Source organism: Prevotella bivia DSM 20514 (genome assembly GCF_000262545.1).
In the GTDB taxonomy this organism is placed as follows: Bacteria; Bacteroidota; Bacteroidia; order Bacteroidales; family Bacteroidaceae; genus Prevotella; species Prevotella bivia.
On the sequence record NZ_JH660658.1, the window covers coordinates 1 to 24,670 of the forward strand.

Annotated in this window: 18 protein-coding genes, 1 tRNA gene and 2 pseudogenes; 8 read left to right on the forward strand and 13 right to left on the reverse strand. The window is 41.9% G+C overall.

The genetic code is table 11. The features are described from left to right. Nucleotides 1-299: 299 nt before the first annotated feature. From PREBIDRAFT_RS00005 to PREBIDRAFT_RS10845, 13 genes and pseudogenes are all read right to left on the reverse strand, one after another. A tRNA-Ser gene (locus PREBIDRAFT_RS00005) sits at nt 300-384 on the reverse strand. A gap of 271 nt (nt 385-655) precedes the next feature. Next, nucleotides 656-1,108 (reverse strand): annotated as a pseudogene (locus PREBIDRAFT_RS11635) (transposase); the annotation flags it as partial. Next, the gene (locus PREBIDRAFT_RS11640; protein ID WP_231093094.1) at nt 1,039-1,245 is read right to left on the reverse strand and encodes a DUF4372 domain-containing protein; all 207 of its coding nucleotides are present in this window, start codon (nt 1,243-1,245) and stop codon (nt 1,039-1,041) included. The gene PREBIDRAFT_RS11640 and the pseudogene PREBIDRAFT_RS11635, both read right to left, overlap by 70 nt. Nucleotides 1,246-1,474: 229 nt before the next feature. Then, a complete protein-coding gene (locus PREBIDRAFT_RS00015) occupies nt 1,475-2,386 on the reverse strand; it encodes a hypothetical protein (RefSeq protein WP_004337904.1) in 912 nt (303 codons plus the stop codon). A gap of 10 nt (nt 2,387-2,396) precedes the next feature. Beyond that, nucleotides 2,397-3,500 (reverse strand): fibronectin type III domain-containing protein, encoded by a 1,104-nt coding sequence (locus PREBIDRAFT_RS00020; protein WP_004338862.1) that lies wholly within the window; start codon nt 3,498-3,500, stop codon nt 2,397-2,399. Between the two features lie 42 nt (nt 3,501-3,542). Continuing rightward, nucleotides 3,543-4,718 (reverse strand): DUF4856 domain-containing protein, encoded by a 1,176-nt coding sequence (locus PREBIDRAFT_RS00025; protein ID WP_004338863.1) that lies wholly within the window; start codon nt 4,716-4,718, stop codon nt 3,543-3,545. A gap of 18 nt (nt 4,719-4,736) precedes the next feature. Further along, on the reverse strand, nt 4,737-5,369 hold the full coding sequence (locus tag PREBIDRAFT_RS00030; RefSeq protein WP_004337907.1) for a hypothetical protein: 633 nt from the start codon (nt 5,367-5,369) through the stop codon (nt 4,737-4,739). Between the two features lie 26 nt (nt 5,370-5,395). Then, nucleotides 5,396-6,421, reverse strand: a complete 1,026-nt coding sequence (locus PREBIDRAFT_RS00035) for a DUF4302 domain-containing protein (protein WP_004338864.1) — start codon at nt 6,419-6,421, stop codon at nt 5,396-5,398. 1 nt (nt 6,422) lies between these two features. Beyond that, on the reverse strand, nt 6,423-7,376 hold the full coding sequence (locus PREBIDRAFT_RS00040) for a putative zinc-binding metallopeptidase (RefSeq protein WP_004337909.1): 954 nt from the start codon (nt 7,374-7,376) through the stop codon (nt 6,423-6,425). Nucleotides 7,377-7,405: 29 nt separating this feature from the next. Next, complete coding sequence (locus PREBIDRAFT_RS00045; protein WP_004337910.1) at nt 7,406-8,935, reverse strand: RagB/SusD family nutrient uptake outer membrane protein; 1,530 nt, start codon at nt 8,933-8,935, stop codon at nt 7,406-7,408. Nucleotide 8,936: 1 nt separating this feature from the next. Then, nucleotides 8,937-12,326: a SusC/RagA family TonB-linked outer membrane protein gene (locus PREBIDRAFT_RS00050; RefSeq protein ID WP_004338865.1), complete on the reverse strand. Its 3,390-nt coding sequence runs from the start codon at nt 12,324-12,326 to the stop codon at nt 8,937-8,939. A gap of 34 nt (nt 12,327-12,360) precedes the next feature. Continuing rightward, nucleotides 12,361-14,613 carry a TonB-dependent receptor family protein gene (locus tag PREBIDRAFT_RS00055; protein WP_174299178.1) on the reverse strand — a complete coding sequence of 751 codons (2,253 nt, stop codon included), beginning with the start codon at nt 14,611-14,613 and terminating at the stop codon, nt 12,361-12,363. A 796-nt stretch (nt 14,614-15,409) separates the two neighbouring features. Next, a pseudogene (locus tag PREBIDRAFT_RS10845) lies at nt 15,410-15,779 on the reverse strand (IS1380 family transposase); the annotation flags it as partial. A gap of 193 nt (nt 15,780-15,972) precedes the next feature. Here PREBIDRAFT_RS10845 and PREBIDRAFT_RS00065 point away from each other — a divergent pair. From PREBIDRAFT_RS00065 to PREBIDRAFT_RS00100, 8 genes are all read left to right on the forward strand, one after another. Beyond that, entirely contained in the window at nt 15,973-16,275 is a 303-nt protein-coding gene (locus PREBIDRAFT_RS00065; RefSeq protein ID WP_004337914.1) for a hypothetical protein, read from the forward strand. A 13-nt stretch (nt 16,276-16,288) separates the two neighbouring features. Beyond that, on the forward strand, nt 16,289-19,411 hold the full coding sequence (locus tag PREBIDRAFT_RS00070; RefSeq protein ID WP_004337915.1) for an efflux RND transporter permease subunit: 3,123 nt from the start codon (nt 16,289-16,291) through the stop codon (nt 19,409-19,411). Nucleotides 19,412-19,413: 2 nt separating this feature from the next. Then, entirely contained in the window at nt 19,414-20,637 is a 1,224-nt protein-coding gene (locus PREBIDRAFT_RS00075) for a TolC family protein (RefSeq protein ID WP_004337916.1), read from the forward strand. Continuing rightward, on the forward strand, nt 20,634-21,533 hold the full coding sequence (locus PREBIDRAFT_RS00080; protein ID WP_004337917.1) for an efflux RND transporter periplasmic adaptor subunit: 900 nt from the start codon (nt 20,634-20,636) through the stop codon (nt 21,531-21,533). Before PREBIDRAFT_RS00075 ends, PREBIDRAFT_RS00080 begins: the two co-directional genes overlap by 4 nt. A 119-nt stretch (nt 21,534-21,652) precedes the next feature. Further along, the gene (locus tag PREBIDRAFT_RS00085) at nt 21,653-21,928 is read left to right on the forward strand and encodes a hypothetical protein (protein WP_036863870.1); all 276 of its coding nucleotides are present in this window, start codon (nt 21,653-21,655) and stop codon (nt 21,926-21,928) included. A gap of 169 nt (nt 21,929-22,097) precedes the next feature. After that, nucleotides 22,098-23,492 (forward strand): leucine-rich repeat domain-containing protein, encoded by a 1,395-nt coding sequence (locus PREBIDRAFT_RS00090; protein WP_004337918.1) that lies wholly within the window; start codon nt 22,098-22,100, stop codon nt 23,490-23,492. 15 nt (nt 23,493-23,507) lie between these two features. Then, nucleotides 23,508-23,972 (forward strand): hypothetical protein, encoded by a 465-nt coding sequence (locus PREBIDRAFT_RS00095; RefSeq protein WP_004337919.1) that lies wholly within the window; start codon nt 23,508-23,510, stop codon nt 23,970-23,972. A gap of 5 nt (nt 23,973-23,977) precedes the next feature. Beyond that, on the forward strand, nt 23,978-24,619 hold the full coding sequence (locus PREBIDRAFT_RS00100; RefSeq protein WP_004337920.1) for a DUF4903 domain-containing protein: 642 nt from the start codon (nt 23,978-23,980) through the stop codon (nt 24,617-24,619). The last annotated feature ends 51 nt before the right edge of the window (nt 24,620-24,670 follow it).

Below are 24,670 nucleotides of genomic sequence, written 5' to 3' on the forward strand. Positions count from 1 at the left end.
ATGGTAACAAAAACACCTCTGTAATCACGCTGCAAAGTTCAACATATTTGTTTGAATAGCAATAATTTACGCATACTCCTTATGTACTCTGTATGTACTCTTGGCTACATTTTTATTTTGCCTTGAAAATGTGTAGCCTGATTGTAGCCTTTTTAGAGCATTTTGGGAGTTTCTGCCCCCTCCGTGCATACTCTGAAAATTAGGATGGGTATAAAAGAAAAGTATCATAACTACTTGTAGCTATGATACTTACGTTTTTCTTAGGTTTCTCTCTGATATTCATTTCAGAGTACCTAAAGCGGAGAGAGAGGGATTCGAACCCCCGGCACCTCTCAGTGCGGCAGTTTTCAAGACTGCTGTAATCGACCACTCTACCATCTCTCCAGAAAGCAACTTTGTTAGTCGAATGCTTTGTTCTTTAAAGCGAGTGCAAAGTTAAGATTTTTTTTTGTACTACCAAAACAAAAATACGTTTTTTTTCTTTTAAAGCGTTTTTGGGCGCATACGTAGAGTCAACCAGCAGGTGCAAAATTACAACATATGCTTGAAGAACTCACACTTTGCCCTTTGTGTACAGAATAGAGAAGAATTTTTAATAATGTATTATTGCTGTCCGCTAAAACTTTATATTCCTCATAACTCATGCTTCAGCCCCTTATTTTATGGTGTTGAAGTATGTTTTTTTAATTCCAAGCCCCCATTCCCTGAATAACGGCATCGGTGGTGGATTCGAAACAGCCTCTTTAACACATCTTTCCCAGTCCTTTTGAGGCTGATTAAACAGACTATAGAAGTCTACATGGTACATCAGGGTTATTCTGACCATTGTAGCAAAGACCGAAAAGCTCCACGAACGTTTTAATCCTCTTTGCATCACACTGAGCAGTAAGTTGGCTATCAAGGTAATCCAAATTTGTATCTTGATGGCATTCTCGCTCTCTCCATAGAAGTAGCGAAGCGGGAAATTCTGCTTTAATTGCTTGAAAAGTAACTCTATTTCCCACCTTTTACGATAAATCAAGATAATGTCGTTAGGATCTAACTCCATATTGTTCGTAAGAAGCGATATTTGCTTAGGCTTTTTCTTAGTTGTATCAACGTAAGTAATATCTCACGCAAAGAGTCGAAACGCATGATGACGGCATAGAGCATAACTACAAGGTGAGTCCAGCTGTCAAAACGTTTAATATAGCGTTCGCCACCCATTGAACGACTAAAATGAAGAACATTTGATTTATTGATCAAATTTATTATCTGATTAAAGAGTGGCTGTCCGATAATATTTTGAATTTTGTTTAGAGACTACAAAGTAACTAAAAAGGGCTGATTCCTAATGAAGGAGTCAGCCCTAAATTTATAGGGTATCAAAAAGTTTTATTGGACAGCAATAGTTTTATTAATAATTTGAATACGTCTTTCTTTTGCCAAAAGTTATATAGGATAGATGGCAAACATATATTGAAAATTAGATATATTATTTTTTCTCGTAGGGTATTACAAATTTAAATCCACGCCCGGCAAGTACTACATGGTTCGCCCTGACTTCCTGGACGTATAATTTGTGTTTGCCCTCTTTTAGAGAGCTGAACTCGTCTGGATAGCGAAAACCGAGCTCAACATCAACATAGGTACCTTGCTGGGGATTTATAATAGCAGGCGTGATCTTGATGGTTTTCTTGGAGGCTGTTGGGGTTGCCTCATTAAATATCCATACACCCACACCTTTGCGATGTACCACCAACGTGTTGCGCATCAAAACGCTTAAACTTCTCGACGTGGTGCTATATACTCCCGACTCATCAGCCTCGCCTTTGCATCGCACTTCTACTTTAATCGTTTTGGTTTGATGATCCTGCCCTGTGATGTGGAGATAAGCGTCGCCCTCGCAATAGGTATCTATTTCTATGATGTTGGTCTTGGCGTTCCACTTAACCTTCTTCAGAACACGCATAGGGTCTTCCACACTCATTTGTGCCATGCCGCCTCCACCATTGACACTTACCGATCGGCTCTCATCCCGAGGGAACAACCGTATGACATCCTCGGTAGAGGTAATGTTGGGCACTATAACATTTATATCCAACTTGCGACACTCATCGCCCGACCAAACAGTGGCATACGTTTCACCCTCCAATATACCTGTAACACGTAATGTATCTTCGTTGATGCTGACAGTAGCCAACTTTGAGTTGTTGATATTGCACTTGTATTTACCAGTCTCACCCTTTAAGATTAACATGCGGGTCGCGTGCGTAAACACATCAATAGATGATAAGTCGTTATCCCCTATCAATATTTTAGACGGTTCTAAATCCGACTCAGTGTGGCATGCGGTCAACGACATGCCAAGTATTATCACTGATAGCCAACTATATATATGCTTCATGTTGATTAGCTTATTTCACATTTAAGTTATATTCCAAGGTCCAAGCCTTGCCATCACTCTCAATGATGTCCACAACTAATATATGTTTACCCGTTTTGTTGAAAACCAATTTGTATCCGTCGACAGGGACGAAGGGAATACCGTCAAGCGTATATTTAATTTGAGCGTTGACATCATATAAATCGTTGAAAAACAACTCTATGTTTCGTGGACAATCACCATAGTTCTTAATTTGATAGATGTAGGGAATGCGATTTTCATCCTCCCTACCTGTTATTATTGATTCTGTGGTAATGTTTTTTTTAGCCACTTTCGACTTCTTTCCGTCAGGCATAATCGTCTGCACACCTATTTCGTAGGGAGTGTTAGGCTGCATTTTTTGCAAGATATAGTTGGTTGTGCTTATTGTAGAAACCTGCTTTCCATTAAGCAAAATATTGTATTTGATGCCACTGCCTTGCACAGGATGCCACGACATAAAAATTTCATGTTGTTGTGCAGAAACTTTCACATCATAAGGCATCGGTACATCCTCGGTAATAGTACTATTTTTTATTTTCTTAAAAACCACATCGTCAATCAATAGATAGTTATTGGCATCGGAATTTTCTTCTTTCATTTCAAAACAAAACCCCGCGCAATCCACTCCTTGCGGAGCGACAAAATCTATAGTTTTTTGTTTCCATTCTGTAGGGGATGCATCTGTGACCATATCCTTTGAAGCTTTCTTTGCATCCGTTTTAACTTTGCGCTTTTCTTTGCCCCATATCACGGTGGAAACACAATTGGCACGCTGTAACGTACCTTTATACCAATAGGTAAGGCGATAAGTTGCTCCGCCCTCAATGTTCATATAATAATAGTTGTATGCTCGGTCAATTATAGATAGCGTATGCGAGATTGCTACTAACTTGACAGCGTGGCTGCCACCATGTGCTTGATTTGATTTTTCAATGCTACTCACTGAAAAATACCAACACATAGGTTTCTCATAGATGCCAGCGGCGCGCCACTCTTCAAACCCACCGTTCAATATCAAGTTGGGATGTGTTTGAGCTGTTACGTCTAACGTACACCATAGGAACGCTAACAATAATAGTTTATATAAATTCATAGTTTTACTTTTTTCTTATAAGAGTTATCGCATATATGCTTATCATTTTATGCGCTGCTTGATTTGTGCTACAGTATAGGCAATGGATCCAGGGGTAGTGGAATCGCCTTCCAGACGCTGCTTATCCCACAACCCAGAGCTTTGAGTAAGTGCATCTAAAAGCGTTTGTACCTCATCAAAGGTATATAATGGTTTCCCTTCTGTATTCACGGCAAACTGCAACGAGAACACGGCACCATAGGCACGTGACAGGAATACCAGGGCATTGCTGATATCCTCGTGTAAATTGGCATTTGTCACTTCGCCTGACAACAACTGTATGGCATGCACGGCGACTACCTTAGACAGTTCTTGCCTAATGGTATAAAGACATGTTCTCATCTCGTCAAACCTATACTCGGTCATGGCCAATCGTCCTGCCGCAAAGGCGTTGTAAAGTTTAATACGACTTCCCTTTAGCGCACTGCGTTCATTTTTTTGCACAATGGGCAACCAGTATTGGTAATAACCATAAGCCAAGTCCCAATGATGTTCCAGTTCTGTATAATTATGTCCGTTTACCAGATTTGAAGCTGCCTGATCTTTCAAAAGCTGTTGGTCGTTGTATAACTCTGGGTTAAGATGCACATTCAGGATTTTATCCAAATAAATGCTTCCCCTAATCATCTCATTGTACACTTCCGCCACGGCTACACCTTTGGCATTAACAAACGCTAAGTTTTCATCGCCAATATTATAGCCTATATATCCTCCTTTGCCCATTTGTGCCTTGGTGTTGCGAATATCGGCAGGACGAGGGTAGCCGTAACCACTCAATGCTCTCGACTCATTGAATAATTGTTGAAAGACTGCGAGGATGCGATCCCTGTCAACACGGTGAACTATAGATGTAGCTATCTCATCAAATGGCGCTTTACCATACACTCCTTGCTTGAAATATCCGTTCATCCGCTCCTGCTGTACGACACTTGATATACGAGCTTCTTTCATGAACGAGTGATATACAATATCAGCAGGCTCTTTTAACAGTTCACACTCTAATGTATTAACACTACTTTCATCATTCCTGACAAACTTATATTCTGGGTCTGGCCATGTAGGCATGATGTACGATGACTCTATGGTTTCATCGGACCATGTTGTGCATGATGTTATGGAGGTGCACAGTGCCAACCACAGCATGAATATACAAAAAGGTCTGTTACGTTTATTCTTCATGATTTTATCCCATTATCTTTATGGCAATATGATATATCCACAAAATGGATTTTTAATTAAATTGATACCCTCTTCATTTTGAAATTGCTCTACATGTAAAGGGCGCACAATAGTAAGTCCATCATTGGATACAGCTGAAATGGTGGCGCGCACAGATGAGTTGCTTGGACCTCCGCCCTTTACTTGCAAAAACATAGGGAAGCCAGACATGGCTTGAAAAGTAATTTTTTGCTCCTCTCCATTTTTAAGCAATTTTACATCGCTATCATCAAAATCATCAGCTTCCGTGAAAAAGGTTTTCAGGGTCTTGTCAGCATCAATGTATCTGATAGTATAAGTTGAGGAAAGTTCTTCATCAGGCACCAAGCTGCCTTGCAATTCCTTTTCAAAAAAAGAACAAATCAGGGTTACCGTATAAGTACGCTTCTCACCGTTAATCTCAACTCCTGGGTAGACGTAGCTATTCTCATTCATATCGATGCTTGCTAATTGCAAGGCTTGATCATCGTACGATATCTTTGGTTTTTCTATTCCCTTAAATGGAAATAATTTGTCGTAGTCTTCATCGGCATCGTCGTTTACGGCAGGTGAACATGCTGAGAATAATATCAAGGTAAAGGCTGAGAGTGTTATATATAATTTCTTTTTCATACCGTTCGTTGTTATCTGTTTATATTTTATTCATTGGTAGGAGCGTCTTGAATAACCGCTTTCAAACCAGTTATTTTTCCTTCTGGGTGCAGATGCTTACTTACTAACCTAATGCTTCTCCATTCGGGATGATACACTTCTACCAATTCAGCTTCGAAATGGTTGCCAATACGTTGAAAGTCGGCAAACACCTGTTTGTTGTTCAATCGCAGACCTGCTCTAAAAGTAATACCTTTAGACGTGCCACAATATCCAGAACCCAACACGGAAAATTCTTTAGGTGGATAGTCTGGGATAGGGTTAGGTTTCGTCACCTCCATAAACAGATAATATCTCTGTTTCTCGGTCGTGGCCACGCGTCCACCGTTTCTGCCAAGATAGTAATCGCTCTGAAAGTAAACACGACCGCCTCTGTGTATATATAACTGTGGATTTTTCATTTGCTCAAATACTCGTCTGTTATCGTATGCTTGTTTTACCGCATCGGCAAACTCATGCACATCATGCAAGGGTTTCATCAAAATATATTCGCATGCTGGCTTAAGGTATGAGGCAGTTTTGAATACCAGAAATCCGTCTTCATCACGTCCTTGGTATAACCAGTCGCATGCGCCTCCATAACTATCATTGACCAGCTTGTGTATATAGTTTGTGGTAAGAAAAGTAAGTTGGGTGCAACTATTTGTCCCTATTTTGTATTCGCCCATCATGGAAGTAGCAACACTTTTGGGGTCAAAGTCGGCACGCATCTCTACTTTCCCATGTTGTAAAAAACGCATGGTAAAACAAACACCTCCATAACCATATCTGTCAGTTCCGTATTGGTATTCGGCTTTTATTTTATCACTGATGTTAGAAAACAGCAAGGAATCTGTTTTAGGGAAATACATAACCAACCATCCTGCTTTGTTGTTAACCAGCTCAGTGTTCAACGCCTCAATGGATTGCCTCTTGCGCTGGGTAGATGTGTTCACAAATTCTCGTTCTTCATCATGGCAGCTGTAGAAAATGCAACCAAGTAGAGTGAGGAGTATGTATGAAAGATACTTCATCTTATTTTGTATTTAGATATTTATTCAAGGTTCTGACGCTCTTAAGTTGCAATGTGAGCAATTTAACGTGCCAGTTATTCCAAGCATACTGCTCGACAAACATTTTTTTTGCCATAAAATCATGATAGGCACGATCGGCCTCTTGTTCATAGCGTTTATTCACTTCGGGGTCAGAGTCTTCGTCTGGTGTACGTGCTTCATCTTCTGCTTGTTTAAGTTTTGCTGGTGTAGATGTCAAGATAACGCTTAACATCTCTGCCATGTCGTCCTCAGGATTAAGCATGGAAAGATAGGTGTAAAATCCACGTTTGTTGGCATATCCCACTAACCCAATATCGTTGTTCGCACCATTTATCTCGGAGAGGAGTTGAGTGTCGGTGATATATTTTCCTTCACTGATGGCAGCAAATTTAGCTCTATCGTATGGTATCTGCTCTAACACTCGTTTCATCATTTGGTGATATACGCTGCGAACAAGTCTATTAACTTTATGCTTGTCGTTTGCATCAAAATCATTAACATGATATATACTCATCTCTACTGGCTGTGACGCAATGTTGTACATGCGCTCAACACCATTCTTATCTGGGTTTCCGCCCCCATATAATGTAATGCGTACTGGCAAACAGTAGTTAAGCAGGTTGCCTTTGCCTTCCATTTGAATATCCCTAAAGGTATCAAAGCATAAAGAGCTAATAGCGTTAAGAACTTGTTTTATGTTGGTAGTGTCAGGAGGATACACATAGACTCCTTTCTGACTGTTATTTTTTTGCCACTGATATACCACCTCTGGACCATACACCTTGGTAAAATGCTGTTCTATCCATTGTGCCGTTTGCGTTTGAGTGGCATTGCTGTCCACAACACTGTCATCTGATAGTGTGTCATGTTGGCAAGACGTTGCCAGTAATGCCCATAGGCCTATATATGCTAAGAAATATTTCTGTATATTCATTTTGTTGCGTTATAAATTACCTACTATGTTTATCTAATGAGTTCTTTGCGTTCACGAGGATTAGGAGCCAGTCCTCTGTTTTGTGCTTCTATGGGAATTTGCAATACTTTTCGTGGGTCGTCTTTCTCTAAGGGGAAATAATATTTAGATTTTGTATTACGCTTCACACTCAAATGAAACCTTCTAATGTCTAACCAGCGTAGCCCCTCAGCAAAAAACTCTTTTTGCCTGAAATCGGCAAATAACTTTACCAATGCAAGCTGTTTTAATGTCATGCCATAGAAAGGGGTGTACACATCATAATTATTTTCACTTGTACGCATATAAATATCCCTTTCAACAGTAGGCATAAAGCCAAACTTACCCTGCATATATTGCAGGTAATCATTAATGGCTCTATCATACTGTTTTAGCATGGCATAAGCTTCCATTCTATTAAGCAAAGCTTCATCTGCAGTAAACAATACATTGCTCACGTAAATTCCCCGAGGTCTTAATCCAATGCTTTCAGTGGTAGACAGCTCATCAAACTTGGCGATATACTTACCATTTACTATAGGTGATGGTGAATAAACAAAAGGATATGTACCGTCAAAAGTCATTTTAGAGAAATCGCCTCCCCCTTCGATACCTCTTTTGTTGAATATTTCGTCAACAGTTTGTTTGGTTGATCCGTAACGATCCGTAGGCATTTGTCTCGCCCACCGAGACTCGGTGGTACAAATCAATAAGTTGCCAGGCTCGTCGGGAGATGTGTAGCGTGTAGACAAACGCTGACGTTTAAACTCAAATTGCCGTGAATATCCCACCCAATGCCTTAACATAGTTTTGGGGTCAGCGCCTAACACATAATTAGCATATTCCACTACTTTTTCCCATTCACCTTTCATCAGATAAAAGCGAGAGGCGAACGTGTAAGCCGCTTTTTTGTTGAAGTGATATTTAGGTTGCTTATAATATCTGTCGGTGACTAAGGTGACACCACGCTTCAAGTCGCTTTCAATACTATCATATACTTCGCTGACAGTACCTCTGTTATAATTAGTCAGCGCATGTTTCTCGGGTTTGTTAACATAAGGTATACCAGGAGATTGCTCTGCATTACCATAAGGTTCTGCCCAGATATTGACCAGCATAAAGTGAAGGTAAGCTCTAAGCAAAAATGCCTCGCCATATAAAGCCTTGACACGTTCATTCTTCGGATATTTTTTTAGCAGCTCCAAAGCCTTGTTGGCCTGCGCAATCCCTTTATAACAACTATTCCAATAATTTAAGGGTGTGTCAATGTCTTCTTGGGTGTCATCCTCCCAATAAAACATTTCTTCGTTCAGTTGTGTATGTGTGCCATTTGCTCTGATGTCTACATTATCAGTACGAGGCTCTAAAAAAGGAATATAGCTTGCCTCTGGATAAGCTCCTGCAAGTAATTGGGCAATTCCTTCTTCATTGTCTATGTTTACATCAATGTCCGAATCGGGAATTTTGTCCAAAAAATCGTTACAGCCACATAGAGCTAAAGTGGCAAAGACCAAGACATATTTATATAGATAGTATTTCATTTTAAAAACCAACATTTAAAGTAAAAGTATATTGTCGAGGCGTAGGCAGTGAAACGCCTCCTGTTTGATAATATTCAGGATCTTGCCCATGTAGTTTGGAATCGGCATAAATCAATAGTGGATTTGTAACATTTAAACGAACACTTCCACTTTTTAAGCCTATCGCTTTCATCCAACTTGGTTTTAAATAATAGGATAGCGCAATATTTTTTAGTCTGACAAAGCTACCGTCGGCCACACGCAATTGTGAGTAGTTGTAGGTGTTGTATGCTTTTTCTATATTTTCCATTCCTATCACGTCTATTATCTCCTTCGAAGGCAGTGTGGGTATGTCAGTATGATATTCATCGCCAGGATTGAGCCAACGATTGAGATAATTTTTGGAAAATACATTCAAATCGGCAAACTGTGTGTCAAATGTTGGATTTAGCCTAATCTTGTTGCCTGCTTGCATTGTTATGAAGCAAGAAAATTCCCAGTTGCGCCATTTCACGGTATTTGCCAATCCGCCCATTATATTAGGCTCAATAGGACCGTGATACAATAAATAAGTTTTAGTGTATTGTGTGTCGTTGAAGTCAGCTCCTACAATATCTTTCAACTCGTTTTGTGGTAATGGATATCGTCCAAAATTAAAGTTTGGTAGCCCGTTTTTGTCCAATCGTTGGAAATTAAACGAGAACAGCGAGCCTTTAGGATAACCAACTACGTTGCCACGACCTCTACCTGCCACCATGTCAAATGCGTTTGGTGAATTGAGCATACGGGTTATTTGTTGATGAATGGCATTGAATGTAAGATCTGTTGTCCATTTCCATGCATTGTTATTCACATTGATGGTATGCAATCCGAATTCAATACCACGAGCAACCATATCGCCAAAGTTGGCGTATTTATAGTATTGTCCGCCAACTCCAGATGTGCGTACCAAGTCTATCAAATCGAATGTATTGCGTTGGTATACATCTACTGTAGCCGAAATGCGATCTTTCAGGAATGCCACCTCTGCACCAACATTCAGCTCGTACATTTTTTCCCAAGTAAGATCTCTGTTTTCCAACGAAAGCAAATTTAATTTGTTTTCTCTGTCATTTAGATTTAACCTATGGACTATACCACCTCTATAGATAGCCGATGCATTAGCTGCCGCTTCGTTCATTTTGGCTGTTAATCCATAACTTATACGAAATGCCAATTTTGAAATGACATCATTCCCTTGCATAAAATTCTCCTTATCCACGTTCCATTTGGCTCCAACATTCCATGTTGGCAACCATAAAGCAGTAGATCCCTTTCCTGCGGCATTAGAGCCTTCAATATTCACCACAGTATTAAAAATGTACTTGCCCTGATAGCCATAGGTAATATTGCCAGAAAACGTAATGCCTCTTTCGTTTCTATTACGCAATGCAAAATAAGGGGTGTTTTCTTGAAACATTTTCTCAAAAATACCAGGTGCGCTTTGCACCTCATTACCGCGTTGATAACTAATGCCATATCCCTGAAAAGAATTTGTAGTTTGCTGCAGAGTTCTTATTTCACCAAAAGCAAATCCTTTCAGGTCATGTACTCCTATTTGCTTGTCGTAATCAACAGCTATGCGTGCCAGCATACTTTGCATATTGGCATTGTTTAGGAAAAGTACACCACCTTGTTGTATGCCAGGTTTAGGTAGGAGTTCTGGATGATAGATGTCTTTTACAAGATATATATTTTGTTTTGCCACCCATGGTGTTTCACAAGCACGGTAAGCTCCTATCATGTTGGATCTTTCACCTATTTCATGTCGTCTACTTGTATGTGCTCTTCTGTATGAAAACATTGCTTTAAGGTTAAGAGCATCAGTAAACTTATAGGTCGCTTCGGTTTGCAATTTAAAGTCGACTACCTGTATTTTTAATTGATTGTTGTCATACTCGTTCAATATGTTAAAAGGAGCCCAGTTGTTACGGTAATATTCGCGTTGCCCATACTCATCATAGGGACGAAGCGTTCGGCTTGTTCCTAAAGCGTATGCAAACGGGTTGATGTCAAAATCTCGTTCAAATGTTCCAGATATGGTGTTTTTTTTCTGTGGCAAGGTGCCTGGTGCATTTTGCATACGCATATTGGCCTGTAACGATAATTTGGCAGTAAGGTGATTGGTTATGTAAAATGTGTTCTTAATGTTGGTTGTCAGTCGCTGCACCTGATCGGCAATAGTCCAACCAGCATCGTGATAATAGCCTATCGAGGCATAAGATGCTACATTTTTTCCACCTGCCGACAAACTTACTGTATGGTTTGTCATCAGGTTGTTTGTAAACAAAAGCCTAAACCAATCCGTATTGGCATATTCTCTTTGTCGTAAGAAGTTTTGTCGGGCTTCATAAGTGTTTGGCAACATCCAGTTGTGTGATTCGTCATCATAAGTGGTGAGCTGTTTGTACATTTGATGATAAACCCCGCCTCTACGTCCATATAACGATGTAGCTGGATCAAAATATCCTTTCTCTTGCATTTCCTGATACAGAGCCATCGTCTCTTGAGAGTTTAGCAAATCGAAGTGACTGTAATCTGGACGAGGGCGCCATGTGTTTTCTGTTGTATAATTAATTTGCAATGGCATTTCCCTTTTACCACTTTTTGTCGTAATTACAATAACGCCATTGGCAGCCCGTGCGCCGTATACTGATGTGGCTGAGGCATCTTTTAGTACTTGAATATCTTGTATGTCAGCAGGATTAAGCCCTGCTACTGCCGAACTAATGAGCGTAACGGCATCACCAGACGCCAAGTCTTCGGGAGAAACATGTACCATGTCCTCGTAAACAGCACCATCGATTACCCACAATGGCTGAACATTTCCCATGATGGAAGCACCCCCACGAATATTGATGCGCGGTGCAGCACCAAATGTTCCGGATATGTTTTGAATCGACAGTCCAGGCACGCGACCCTCCAACATGCGCGAGACATCACCAATACCCTCGAGTTTGATGTCGGTCATTTTCACTGCTGTGGCAGCACCAGTGTAAACACGGTTTCTTATGTTTTGGTATCCTGTTACGACAACTTCGTCAATCATTCTGCTATTACTCTTCAACACTATTTTTAAAGATGTTGCCTTAATACTTCCCCTATAGTCATGCATGCCTATAAACGAGACAGTAATGGTTTGCCCCTCGGTGCCCTCTATCTTAAAATTACCATCGATGTCCGTAACCGTCTTTTGCTTGTTTTCTACAATACCAACAACTGCCCCTACTATGGGTTCGCCTTGTGTATCTGTAACAGAGCCTGTTACCCACCCATTGTCTTGTGCCATGAGCCTTGATAAAGTGCATAGCATGATCAATAGGCATAGTGTTCTTTTTATAGTTATAGATTGTATATATAGAGATCTTCTCATTTTCATATTATATTTTTAGCGATATGACATTTTATCAAAGTTTCCACTGTACCCCCCCATAAATACCAAAAGGTAAGCCTGCTCTGACACCAGATGGGTGCCGTGAAACCATATACACTTTGTTGGTAAGGTTGACCATATTCATAGTAAGGTCTACATTTTTAATTATATGCACCTTGGCGGTAACATCTATAATAAAGTTGGCTGGAATTTTTTCGCGTTGAGCTATCTTGCCTTGTCCTGGAACTGTACGCATGTCGCCATTGTATCGCATGTTAAAGTTTATGTCAGCCCATTTGCTTTCCACACCTATCTGACCGTTAAGTGCATGACGAAAGATATAAGGAATTTCATCACCATATAAAACATGTCCCCACGATGCACTTGTAAATGAGTTTTTCATCTTTGTATCTGTAAAGGTATAAGATAGTTGCATGGGGAGTTGGATTTTCCAATGAGTAGGTAATGGCTGGCATTGTAAAAGCAGTTCTACACCTCGTACCAATGCCCGTCCTACGTTAAACTGGTCTAAGGTACCTAATCCGCCTTGTGCGGCAAGGTCGCTACCCAACATATTAGAATAGTTGTTGCTGAAACCTATCAGTTCTCCTTTGAACCATTGATTAGCATAGCGCAAACCAGCCTCTACATTGATACTGCTCTCGGCTTTTTGTCCAAGGGAAGCACTGGGCGGTGCAAAACCTTTATGTATTCCTGAGAATAATGACAGCTGGGGCATTAACTTACAGTTAATCCCTATTCCTGGCATAATAGCTCTTGCACTATTTGGTACTTCTATACGCGCCATGCCCGTACGTCGCCAGTCGGCTTTAGTATAATCGCGATTCAACAGCTTTACATCTTCATAACGAACTCCTGCGGTAAAGGTAAACACACCTTTTGCCCATTTTGCTAAAGTATAAGCCGATAATGCATGCGCTGTAGTAATGCGATTGGTCTGACTGCCTGGGAGTCCTCTTGAAAAAAGCTCCATACGACCATTATTCATAGAGTATCCATCGTCTTGCTGGTAGCGATCCTCGCTGTCAGCATGGTAACGCATGCCAATCTCTGCAGTGAAGTATCCACCGTATAGCATTGTTTTATATTCCCCTTTTATCTGAATACCACGCGAATGGTACTTACGGTGGTTAGCACGCAGCATTAGTGCCTCTCCTATATAGTTAGCCTTACCTGCAACAATATCGAAGTACGATTGGTTGGTAATAGGGTCGGCAAGTACATCGCCTATCGAGCGGCGTTCAGCCTTGGTGTAGCCAGTACGCACCTCGTTAAGCTTGTACCAATTCCTGAAAAAATAATTGTAATAGGCCTGCGTGGTTATATCCCATGAACGAGCACCTTTTATAATGTATGTCGCAGAAAACTGGGAGTGGCGTGTCACCAAATTATCTTTTTGCGCTCCTGCATATCTAAAATATGGTTTAACGTTAAAGTCCTGATCAGTAAGCCCAAGATATGTTTCATCGGAAGTTTCGTTAGCAAATCCATACTTTAGTTCTAATCTGTGATTTATGCCATCTTCTTTGTTTGTGCGTACCATCCACTTAGCTATTACGTCATTGCGCTTAAATCCTGTACGCTCGTCGGGGTCATCATGTCTGAAACCGCGAGACTGATAGCGCAAATATTCTATGAGAAAGCCTGTATGCTTAAAGCTTTTACCTATAGCCGTTTGTAGTTTTAGACTACCAAAACTACCTGCCGACATACTGCACTTTATTAATCGGTCCTGCGGGATGGGGGTGGACACTAGGTTAATGGCACCTCCTGTTGTAAATGGTCCATATTGTACCTGACTGCTACCTTTTAATACTTCTATCGCATACATACGTGCCGCATTAGGAAAGTAATAGGCTGCGGGGGCTGCGTATGGTGCAGGAGCAGCCAATATACCATCTTCCATTAGCGTGATACGTTCACTACGCTCAGCTTGTGTTCCGCGTAAACTGATATTGGGGCGCAATCCAAAACCATCTTCTTCATAAATATTTACTCCAGGTACGCTTTTCAGCATACGATTTATATCGGTATAGTCAAACTTGCCCAATTCTTTGGGTGAAAGGTAATAAGCCGAACCAGTACGGTTACGTGCTTCAAACTGACTGCCTAACATCTGGTTGGCTCTTACTACTACTTCGTTGATCTGATGTAAAGAGTCGGTCATGGCATTAGACGTTTTAGGTGTGCCTACGTTTTTTTGGGCATACCCAATGCATGGAGTCAGTGTGACAAACAGAGACAGCATTTTTATTTTAATATACATAATGGGGATAAATCTATTCTTTTATTGTACTAAATTTTCCTCTTCAAACACCTGTGTATAAATGATATGTGAGATTTATTTCTTAATAATGGATATTTTCTGATGCAAAATTACAATATCCCAAAACATCACGCAATACCTATTATTGGGTATTTTATGTATATAAAGTTGCTATCATCCTCTCTTTGGAAGATCTTGGTTTTCAAATACCTATTATTGGGTATTTTATGTATATAAAGTTGCTATCATCCTCTCTTAGAAAGATCTTGGTTTTCAAATAGTATTCTTGCACATGATTTTAGAGTTTTCGGTAATAATCTTGTCACATCTAACTTATTCGTTTTCCTTGATATGTAGAAAAACTCAAATTTTTACGAAAGAATCAACTATCAAATCTAAATCTGCAATTTTAGGAAATTTATAAATAAGCAAGTGTATTATATATTCACTTGCGAAACTTCAGTTTTTATTTTATCCTCAAATCCGCAACTAAGCCCTTCAACGTCCTTCTTGCGTGTACATGTCCGCTCATTACCGAATTATCAGATAAATTGAGGCTGAAATACCCACTTCTGCCTACAATATCCCCTTACCCCACAATGTGACTTGAGGCAATACACAATATCATTCCCATAAGTTGTAGGCATTATCCAAAATCAGTCTGGAAAGCATCTGCGTAAGCATTATTACAGGTATAGATATTCAGCACATACCGCCTTGATGTCCTGATCCACTTGGCTGGTACTGAGATAAACCTGAATACAAAGGCTTTTATGCGACTTGTTGCATTGAGTCCGAACTTCTTGTATGTAGGCTTTGTATCATACTTCTCTGTTTCTATGAACTGATGGTCGAAATCAGCATCATACATCTCACCCTCTTTCAGTTGGTTAGATGCAAATATACAATTGAGCAATAAAGTATTGAGCGTGTCAGCCGTATTGAAATCGTAGGTCTTGCCCATATCTGATGTGTATGAAATGTTTTCTTTCGTCAACTCCTTTATCGCTCTGAGGATAGTATCAGAGCTACAAGTGCAGAGTGTCGGATGAAGCGAGAGGTGGTTCATCAAATGAGTAGTGACATCCTTGGGTACATGAACCACCACAGAAGTAGATACTTATGAGAGAACGGATGATTTCGCTGTACTGATAACCGAAGGTTTTCGTTAAGCCAGATGAGCAGACCCTAAGTAATAAAAATATTTATTAGTGATTATACATACGTTATAATGTATCTTTGCAACCGAGTTGCAAAAGTTATTTCGTATTTTTGCAGCTAAATATGAAATTGATAGCATACATCCTGAGCATTTACGTCTTTTTGTTGGCAGTGATTCCCTGTCAATGCAAGGAAGTTGTGTATGCACAAATTCAACATACAGAATCTGTGGCAGAATTCCATTCTGTCAACAATTACGAGGGTGGCATGCAGAAGTTTAAAGCTGGTATGTGCTCACCTTTCTGTGCAGATGCCAGAGTGCATGCTTTCGCCTTATACGTAACTAACGATTCTTTCCAACTATCCAATTTTGCGGCTATTGTAACAAATCCGCAAATAGTTCATTATGAGGCTGTTCTTCTGCAGGCGTATACTGCGGGTGTATGGCGTCCACCTATAGCTTTGATGTTTTATCCTTGTTCTTTTTTGATAAAACATTAATAGCTAATCCATCATGTTTGAAAAAATCATCAATTTTTCCATACGGAACAAATTGGTGATTGGTATCATGACATTGCTTCTTATAGTATGGGGAGTCGTGTCACTGAGCCAATTGCCATTTGATTCCACACCTGATATTACCAATAATCAGGTACAAGTCATCACTCAAGCTCCCACGCTTGGCGCAGAGGAGGTTGAGCAGTACGTAACCACGCCACTTGAAATGGCTTTTGCCAACATTCCCGATATTGTGGAGCGTAGAAGTATCAGTCGTAGCGGATTGAGCGTTGTGACGCTCGTATTTCGCGACAATGTAGACATTTACTGGGCGCGTCAGCAGGTGAGCCAACAGCTGAAGGAGGCAGAGGAGGAGATTCCACGCGGAGCAGGTAAGGTGAGCTTGGCTCCTATCTCCACGGGACTCGGCGAGATTTACCAATACACCATTCATCCAGAGAAAGGATATGAGAACAAATTCTCTCTATCAGACATCCGCACCGTACAAGACTGGATTGTACGAAAGCAGTTTGCAGGTACCGAAGGTGTGGCCGAGGTGAACGGATGGGGCGGCTATGTAAAGCAATACGAAGTAGCCATTAATCCCGACCGTCTTGCCTCGTTCGGTCTCACGGTGGTCGATCTTTATAAAGCCATAGAAGGTAATAATGAGAATACGGGTGGCAGTTATATAGAACAAGGCAACAGTCAGTATTTTATCCGTGGTATCGGACTGGCGCGCACGTTGGATGATATTCGGCAAATTCCCGTAAAGACTGTCAATAGTGTTCCTGTGCTTGTGAGTGATGTAGCAGAAGTGCGATATGGTTCGGCTATGCGTTATGGAGCTGTAACACGCAATGGTGAAGGCGAAGTGGTGAGTGGTATCACATTGATGCTCAAGGGAGAGAACTTCCGACAAGTCATCAAAAACGTAAAGGAACGCATGGATCAAGTGCAGAAGAGCTTGCCCAAAGGCTTGGTCATTGACCCGTTCATAGACCGCACGCAGTTGGTAGACCGCGTGACGTTCACTATCACCGAGAACTTGGTACTGGGTTTACTCATCGTGATGTTTGTACTCATGCTATTTTTGGGCAATATTCGAGCAGGATTAGTGGCAGCATCGGTCATTCCGCTTGCCATGCTCTTTGCTTTCGGTATGATGAAGGCTTTCGGTGTGGGAGGCAACTTGATGAGTCTTGGTGCGCTCGACTTTGGAATTATTGTCGATGGTGCAGTCATTATCGTGGAGTGTATCACCACCTATATAGTCTCTCATGGCAAGAGTATCAATAAAAGTGTACTTTCGCAGGACGATATGGATTATGTGGTAAGTATGGGTGCCAACAAGATACGTAAGAGTGCTGCATTTGGCGAAATTATCATCATGACAGTCTACGTACCCCTCTTCACATTGGTAGGCATCGAAGGAAAAATGTTCAGACCGATGGCAATGACAGTATTCTTTGCCGTTCTCGGAGCGTTTATTCTCTCGCTCACGTATGTTCCTGCTGCCAGTGCATTGTTTCTATCACGAAAAACGGAGCATGGAAAGAATTTCTCTGACCGTATGATGCATCGTATCAGTGAGGTTTATTTGCCATTACTACGCGTCAGTCTTAAGCACAGCAAAGTCATCGTGGCAACAGGTATTGCCCTACTCGCCGTAGCCTTATTTATCTTCTCGCGCATGGGCGGCGAGTTTATTCCCAATTTAGAAGAAGGCGACCTCTGCGCCGAAGTAAGCATGAAGCAGGGCACGAGTCTGTCGAGGATGATAGCCAAAACCACAGAGGCAGAGAAAATACTGAAGAAGCGTTTCCCTGAGGTGAAACAGGTGGTGACGCGCATCGGTAGTTCGGAAATTCCCACCGACCCCATGCCTATGGAGCGTGGCGACATGATGATACAACTCAAGCCCAAGAGTGAATGGACGAGTGCTAAAACGCAGGCAGAACTTTCTGAAAAGATGGAGGAGGCAATGAGTGAGGTAGGGGGATTGCGTATGGAAATGTCGCAACCCATACAGATGCGTACCAACGAACTCATTACGGGTGTAAAGCAAGATGTTGCCATCAATATCTATGGCAACAACATCGACTCGCTGGCAAACATTGCTAAGCGTGTGGCAGAGAAAATAGAAAATGTGGAGGGTGTCGGGACGCCTATCGTGGAGCGTGTGTCGGGACTGCCACAGTTGCAAGTCATCTACGATCGTAGTCGCCTATCGGCTTACGGAATATCCATCAAGGAAGCGAATAGCACGCTGGAATCAGCTTTCGCTGGAACAACGGCAGGCAGTATTTTCGAGGAAGACAAGAAATTTGACATCGTGTTGCGCTTGGACGAGAAGATGCGCAATAAGATTGAAACCTTACAGAACCTACTGCTCACCGTGCCAAGCGGGGGAACCGTACCTTTGTCGCAAGTGGCAGAGATAAAATATGTAAGTACACCATCGCAGATTACCCACGATGAGGGGCAGCGACGCATCTACGTGGGGTTCAACGTGCGAGGCAGGGATGTGGAGACAACCATTGCCGATATAGAGAAAAAGTTGGACACTGAATTGCAGTTGCCAACAGGCTATCATTACACCTACGGCGGACAGTTTAAGAATCTCAAGGAGGCAAAGGCACGTCTTTTGGTTGCTGTACCAGCTGCATTAATCATCATTCTCTTCCTCCTTTTCTTCACACTGCGCAGCATGCGTGAGATATTGATTGTGTTCACCGAAATTCCGCTTGCAGCCATCGGTGGTATCCTCGCCCTATGGTTGCGCGGCATACCTTTCAGCATTTCTGCCGGTGTTGGCTTTATTGCCCTGTTCGGCGTTGTGGTGCTTAACGGTATTGTGCTCATCAACCAGTTCGACGAGCTCAAGCGTAAGGGTATCACCGACATCAACCGCTGTATCATCAACGGCTGTATGGAACGCCTGCGCCCCGTGCTGATGACAGCACTCGTGGCTTCGCTCGGCTTCCTGCCCATGGCTATCTCGACAGGCGACGGTGCTGAGGTGCAGCGACCTCTTGCTACGGTGGTCATCGGTGGTCTGCTCATTGCCACCATTCTCACGCTTGTGGTGTTGCCCTCTATGTACAAAATCTTTTCAAAGACAACAAAGACAAAATAGACATGAAGAAACAATATATCATTTTCAGCCTATTCCTCTTTCTTCCCATCTTAGTATCGGCACAAAGCCGACAGATGACGTTGCAAGAGGTGTTGGCAATGGCTGCCGAGCGTAGCCTAACATTGCAGCGCTCACGTATGGAGGTGGATAAGACCCGTATCCTTCAAGGTACTGCTTTTCATCTGGATGCCACATCCGTGTCGCTCTCTCAGGATCCCACCAGTGGCGGAAGTCCCGACAATGCCATTACGGTGAGTCAGTCGTTTGCTCTACCTAGTGTTTATTCTGCCAGACGCTCATTGCTCAAGTCCGAAACCAGCGCTGCCCAAAGTCGATTGGCGGTGAGCGAGAATGAGCTGCGACGAGAGGTGAGCTTGGCTTTCTACGACTTGCTCTACGCACAGGACGTGTTACACATTTATGCCCGTCAAGACAGTATCTATAAAAATTTCAACCGTGTGGCAGAGGCTAAACTCGGATCAGGAGAGACTGGACGATTAGAACAGATGAATGCAATCCGACTGAAACAGGAGAACGACATCAAAAGTGACATTGCGCAGCGCGACTTTCTCACTGCCCAATTACAGTTGATGAAGTGGCTCAATACCGATACGCTGGTGATACCTCTTGCCACAGCGACTAATGAACTCATATTTGCCGATCATTCCATTGCAGACGTTCCCCTCCTCGCCTTAGCGAAGAGTCAAGAAGAAGTTGCCAACCGACAACTGAAATTGGAGAAACGCAACGGCCTGCCCACATTCTCTGTGGGAGCTAGCGTGCAGACCGTCATCAAGGGATTCAATCCCTACAACATTGACCGCAGCGCGTATGGCGGTGGCAACTTTATGGGCTTCTCCGTGGGAGTGAACATCCCCTTAGCATTCGGTGCACAAAAGGCGCAGGTGAAGGCGGCTCGCAAGGAAGTGGAGATGGCACAACTCAACGTGCGCAATCAGGAGTACGTGCTCCGCAAAACCTACGATGCAGCCTATAACAACTATGTGTCGGCACACAAAGCCTACAACTATTATCAAAAAATAGGAGTGCCCCAAGCTCGCGAGATGGAACGAATCTCTAAGGTGAGTTATGAATATGGACAGATCGGTTATGTGGAGTTAATGCAAAACCTACAGAGTGCATTGGAGGTTTGGAAAGACTTTGCTGATGCTACTCGCCAATATAATAAAGCTATTGTTGAACTGAATTATCTTCAAGGAAAATGAGAAAAATAGGATTTTATCTACTGATACTGCTTGCCATGGTTATGGTGATGAGCTGTGGTAACGATAAGAAAAGTAACAAGGAAGAGAATGCTGCTTCCGAGAAAGTGGAAACAGAGGAAGGTGAAGAGGAAGCTGATGCTGATCCAGCACCCGACTTGAGTAAAACTGTTAATGTTGTGCGTGTGACAGGAACATTGGCACTCGATCCACAAAACAAAGCAGAGGTTTCTCCCATTGCAAGTGGGGTGGTGCGGCGCATCACAACTAGAGAAGGTATTAGAGTGCGCCGCGGTCAAGTGGTGGCTTATATAGAAAATACACAGATAGTCGAACTGCAACGACAGTATCTCACGGCTGTAAATGAGCTTTCTGCAGCCAAAACAGAACTTGCCCGACAGCACACACTGATGAAACAAGATGCAGGTGTGCTGAAAACTTTGCAGCAGGCTGAGTCGACCTATGCTATTGCTAATGCGCAAGTAGTAGGTATTGGACGTCAGTTGAGTCAGCTCGGCATGAATCCATCGTCAATATCAGCAGGCAAGCTCACCACTCTCATTCCTGTCACATCGCCCATCAGTGGTATTGTTGGGAAGGTAAAAATCTGTATGGGCAGCTTCGTGGACATCTCCACTTCGCTCATGACGGTGGTCAACAACGTAAACCTGCATTGCGACCTGAAAGTGTTTGAGAAAGATTTGCCCAAGGTGCGCATCGGGCAGATGGTGAAGCTGACGCTCACCAATGCCCCCGAGGTGACCTTCCGTGCTAAGGTCTACGACATCAACTCCGCCTTCGACAACGATTCCAAGTCGGTCACGGTGCATGCCCGTATCATTAACCACCCCGCTACCAAGCTATTGCCCGATATGTTTATCAATGGTGTGATAGAATGAAATAGGTTATTATGATGTTTCTTCTCATGGTCAGTACCTCTTGTCAGTAGAGACGCAGACCATGAGCATAGATTCTTTGTCAGAAGTCAAGCAGAATCATAACCCCACTCACCCTGCGAATGGATTATAAGGGTAAGCAATGGAAGATAAACGGCGGTGTCGATGTAGAATGGCAACGGAGGAACATCAGTCGGCAACACAATTCGGAAACAGTGGACTATACTGTCAAGGCTACGGAATACAATCCCAAGTTCGGCGCAAAGTGGAACAACGGAAAGATGGACATAGACGACATTCTGAATAGGCGAAGGAACCTCAACCGTTCCGTTTCAGGTTACGGGTATCACGAGAGTTTCCGGCCACAGATACATAGTTATGCCCTCGTATCGCTGTGATACAGTTTTAGCCTTACCAAAAGTAAAACAGATAAAAATTCTCACAAACAGCAAAATCCTAATAAATGAGGATTGCAAAAACAAAAATAAAATCATAAAAAATAGGTATTGTGAAATCCAAACAAGACTCCTACCTTTGCAACTCAAAACAATTAATTTATTATCGAAAATGAAAATAGTAAAAAAATTAACATTACCAGTATTGGTATTCCTTGTGATGGGACTTGCCTCATGTAGCAGTGATGATAATACAGTTCATTACAGCACAAACTCCCTTAAAAATACAGAATTGATGACTGTGTTGAAATCGAAAGGTTACCAGTTCGACAAAGACGGTAAGTTGGAACTCAACGAATTAGCAAACAACACCACATCGCTTGACCTTAGCGGTACAAACCTGAAGAATCTCAGCGGTCTTGACATTCTTCCAAACCTAAAAGATGTGAAACTCTCCAATAACGGGTATGGACCTGTTTTCGACTTCGCCCAGCTGCCAGCACAAATTACTGGTGTGGATTTGACGGGCAACAACATTTATGACTTTGAAGGACTGGTGAATGTAAAGACGGAAGAGAATGGTGATGAAACCGTAACACAACTGCACAAAATCACGAAAATGTACTTGCCACAGACGGCAAAGTTCAATATCAAAGACCTTGTGCGTTTCTATCGAGAGAAGAAGGCAGAGATTGAGTCTGGCAGTATAGACGTGAAGATGGAAACAGCAAAAGGCGACTTGCAGAAATACAATACCATTCGCGAAATACCTGATGAGAATATAAGGGCTAATTTCAAAAAATACTTTTCCAGCATCTTTGATGAAGACGGTATTCATATTGACATCAGCAAGCGGTTAAGCAACAAAGATAGGTCGAATGCCTGTGTATTTAATAAGTCGTATGGAGTTGCCACTGCTGCGACATTGGAAGGGGTACAATATATTGTGAACAATCCTTATTGGGACGGCAAACTTCTTACTGTAAACCTGACAAACAAAGCGAAACTCCCGTACCTGAGACCCTGTAGCGGTCTCATGACCTTGTCATTGACAGACGTGGATGCCTCTGAAGGCATCAATCTTGAGGATGCTACAAACATGACAGGTTTCCTATGGGTAAAGGTTAGCGGTATTAGCGAAATAGATTTAAGACATAGTACCCTGTTTGGTCAGAGAGCGATTGAGCAGGAACAGAATGGTCCCGGTGGTTCCTCACTTGTTTTTGTAGAATGCCCGGATTTGAAAAAGATAGCTTTACCAGAAAAAAGCGGGTTGCGATCTTATATGATAACATTTGCGAATATGAAGAGTATAGAGCAGGTAGATTTGTCCAAATTTAAGATGATATCCAATTTGGAACTTGGCGGTTTATCTGCGAATTGTCGTGTTACCTATCCAGAATTGACGGAATTTCATACCTACGATAAAAAAACCTCTTTTGCGTGTATGCAAGACGTGTTTGACAGACAGGAAACAAAAGACTTTATCAAGAAGTATCTCAAGGTCTTGTCCAATGATGGTATGTACATAGATGGAGTTGAATGGTCATCACTAATTAGTGATTAACAAAACATAAAAAAGATGAAACGTTTTTTTATTTCTACCATATTGATAGTAATCAGCATTTTAGGATTTGCAGTAAATTCTAATGCGCAGACAGGTACTTACAATGGTACGTTGAGTAACATTACTATGAATGGGAAATCATACAATGATGCTACAAATCAGAGCTTTACATTGACAAGCACCGGTGGTAATCTGTATGATTTGGCAGGTACAGTGGGACCTATTGGCAAGATGCCGGGAACAATCAAAGTAGAACTTAAAGTTTCTATCAACAACGGAGTTGTTACAGCAACGACCCCCATAGGTGGTTATGCCGGTAAATTGATGTTGTTGGATGGTGGATTACCCATTAAAATTAAATTATCCAGTTTTACAGGCTCTCTTGTAAATAATGAACTCCATTTCGTTCTTGACACATACGCAGGTTGGCAATCTGTTCCTGTCTTCCCTGCATCTGTAACTTTTGATGGGAATTTTTAGCTATAATGATGAAAAAGTTTGTTACGAATATAAGTTTATTTTGCCTTATTGCAGTTCTTTTTGCGGGATTCTCTTCTTGTAGTAGTGATGAGAATTTAGAACAGAAAGATCCGATAGAGGAATATTTCAATGAGGCAAAAAACATCTTGAATGGTGAGATTATCTTGTCTACCAAAGCTACCATGAGTGGGGTTGACAAAACATTATTGCCAAATGGATGTCCTACAAAATTTAGTTTTGATTGGGTGAACGATAAGACAATGAAACTTTCACTCGAGGGCTTTACCGTAGGCAAGATGCCATTGATTGTGTATTTCTCATGCCAATGTAAATTTATGCAACTCAATTCTTGGGAGAAAGATGAGTATAAAGGCGATGGTTGGATAAAGTTTAAGGGTAAGGACGGTAGCGTTACGGGAAATCCTAAAGATGATTCCGGAGTACAGCAAGGAAGTGGCGCAGGTGTAGAAGGTTATCTGAATGTGAAAACGAACCAGATTACATTCATAGTCGATTACAATATGATGAACGTGCGTTCCGAGTGTTTCTTGCAGACCATCGACAAGAACCGTATCAACAATTACGAAGCCGAGTTTGCCCAATACGAGAAGGACTTGGCAGCCTATAAGGAAGAACACGGATTGTAATACGTTACAAATATGACAATAAAGGAAGTGAGGGGCTGTGAGTGCTTTCAC

Excerpts from the sequence above, each read along its gene's own strand:
- PREBIDRAFT_RS00090 (WP_004337918.1), top strand. The coding sequence starts at position 22,098 with ATGAAAATAGTAAAAAAATTAACATTACCAGTATTGGTATTCCTTGTG.
- PREBIDRAFT_RS00070 (WP_004337915.1), top strand. The coding sequence starts at position 16,289 with ATGTTTGAAAAAATCATCAATTTTTCCATACGGAACAAATTGGTGATT.
- PREBIDRAFT_RS00020 (WP_004338862.1), bottom strand. The coding sequence starts at position 3,500 with ATGAATTTATATAAACTATTATTGTTAGCGTTCCTATGGTGTACGTTA.
- PREBIDRAFT_RS00055 (WP_174299178.1), bottom strand. The coding sequence starts at position 14,613 with ATGTATATTAAAATAAAAATGCTGTCTCTGTTTGTCACACTGACTCCA.
- PREBIDRAFT_RS00030 (WP_004337907.1), bottom strand. The coding sequence starts at position 5,369 with ATGAAAAAGAAATTATATATAACACTCTCAGCCTTTACCTTGATATTA.
- PREBIDRAFT_RS00025 (WP_004338863.1), bottom strand. The coding sequence starts at position 4,718 with ATGAAGAATAAACGTAACAGACCTTTTTGTATATTCATGCTGTGGTTG.
- PREBIDRAFT_RS00085 (WP_036863870.1), top strand. The coding sequence starts at position 21,653 with ATGGATTATAAGGGTAAGCAATGGAAGATAAACGGCGGTGTCGATGTA.
- PREBIDRAFT_RS00040 (WP_004337909.1), bottom strand. The coding sequence starts at position 7,376 with ATGAATATACAGAAATATTTCTTAGCATATATAGGCCTATGGGCATTA.
- PREBIDRAFT_RS00095 (WP_004337919.1), top strand. The coding sequence starts at position 23,508 with ATGAAACGTTTTTTTATTTCTACCATATTGATAGTAATCAGCATTTTA.
- PREBIDRAFT_RS00075 (WP_004337916.1), top strand. The coding sequence starts at position 19,414 with ATGAAGAAACAATATATCATTTTCAGCCTATTCCTCTTTCTTCCCATC.
- PREBIDRAFT_RS00050 (WP_004338865.1), bottom strand. The coding sequence starts at position 12,326 with ATGAGAAGATCTCTATATATACAATCTATAACTATAAAAAGAACACTA.
- PREBIDRAFT_RS00035 (WP_004338864.1), bottom strand. The coding sequence starts at position 6,421 with ATGAAGTATCTTTCATACATACTCCTCACTCTACTTGGTTGCATTTTC.
- PREBIDRAFT_RS00100 (WP_004337920.1), top strand. The coding sequence starts at position 23,978 with ATGATGAAAAAGTTTGTTACGAATATAAGTTTATTTTGCCTTATTGCA.
- PREBIDRAFT_RS00015 (WP_004337904.1), bottom strand. The coding sequence starts at position 2,386 with ATGAAGCATATATATAGTTGGCTATCAGTGATAATACTTGGCATGTCG.
- PREBIDRAFT_RS00045 (WP_004337910.1), bottom strand. The coding sequence starts at position 8,935 with ATGAAATACTATCTATATAAATATGTCTTGGTCTTTGCCACTTTAGCT.
- PREBIDRAFT_RS00080 (WP_004337917.1), top strand. The coding sequence starts at position 20,634 with ATGAGAAAAATAGGATTTTATCTACTGATACTGCTTGCCATGGTTATG.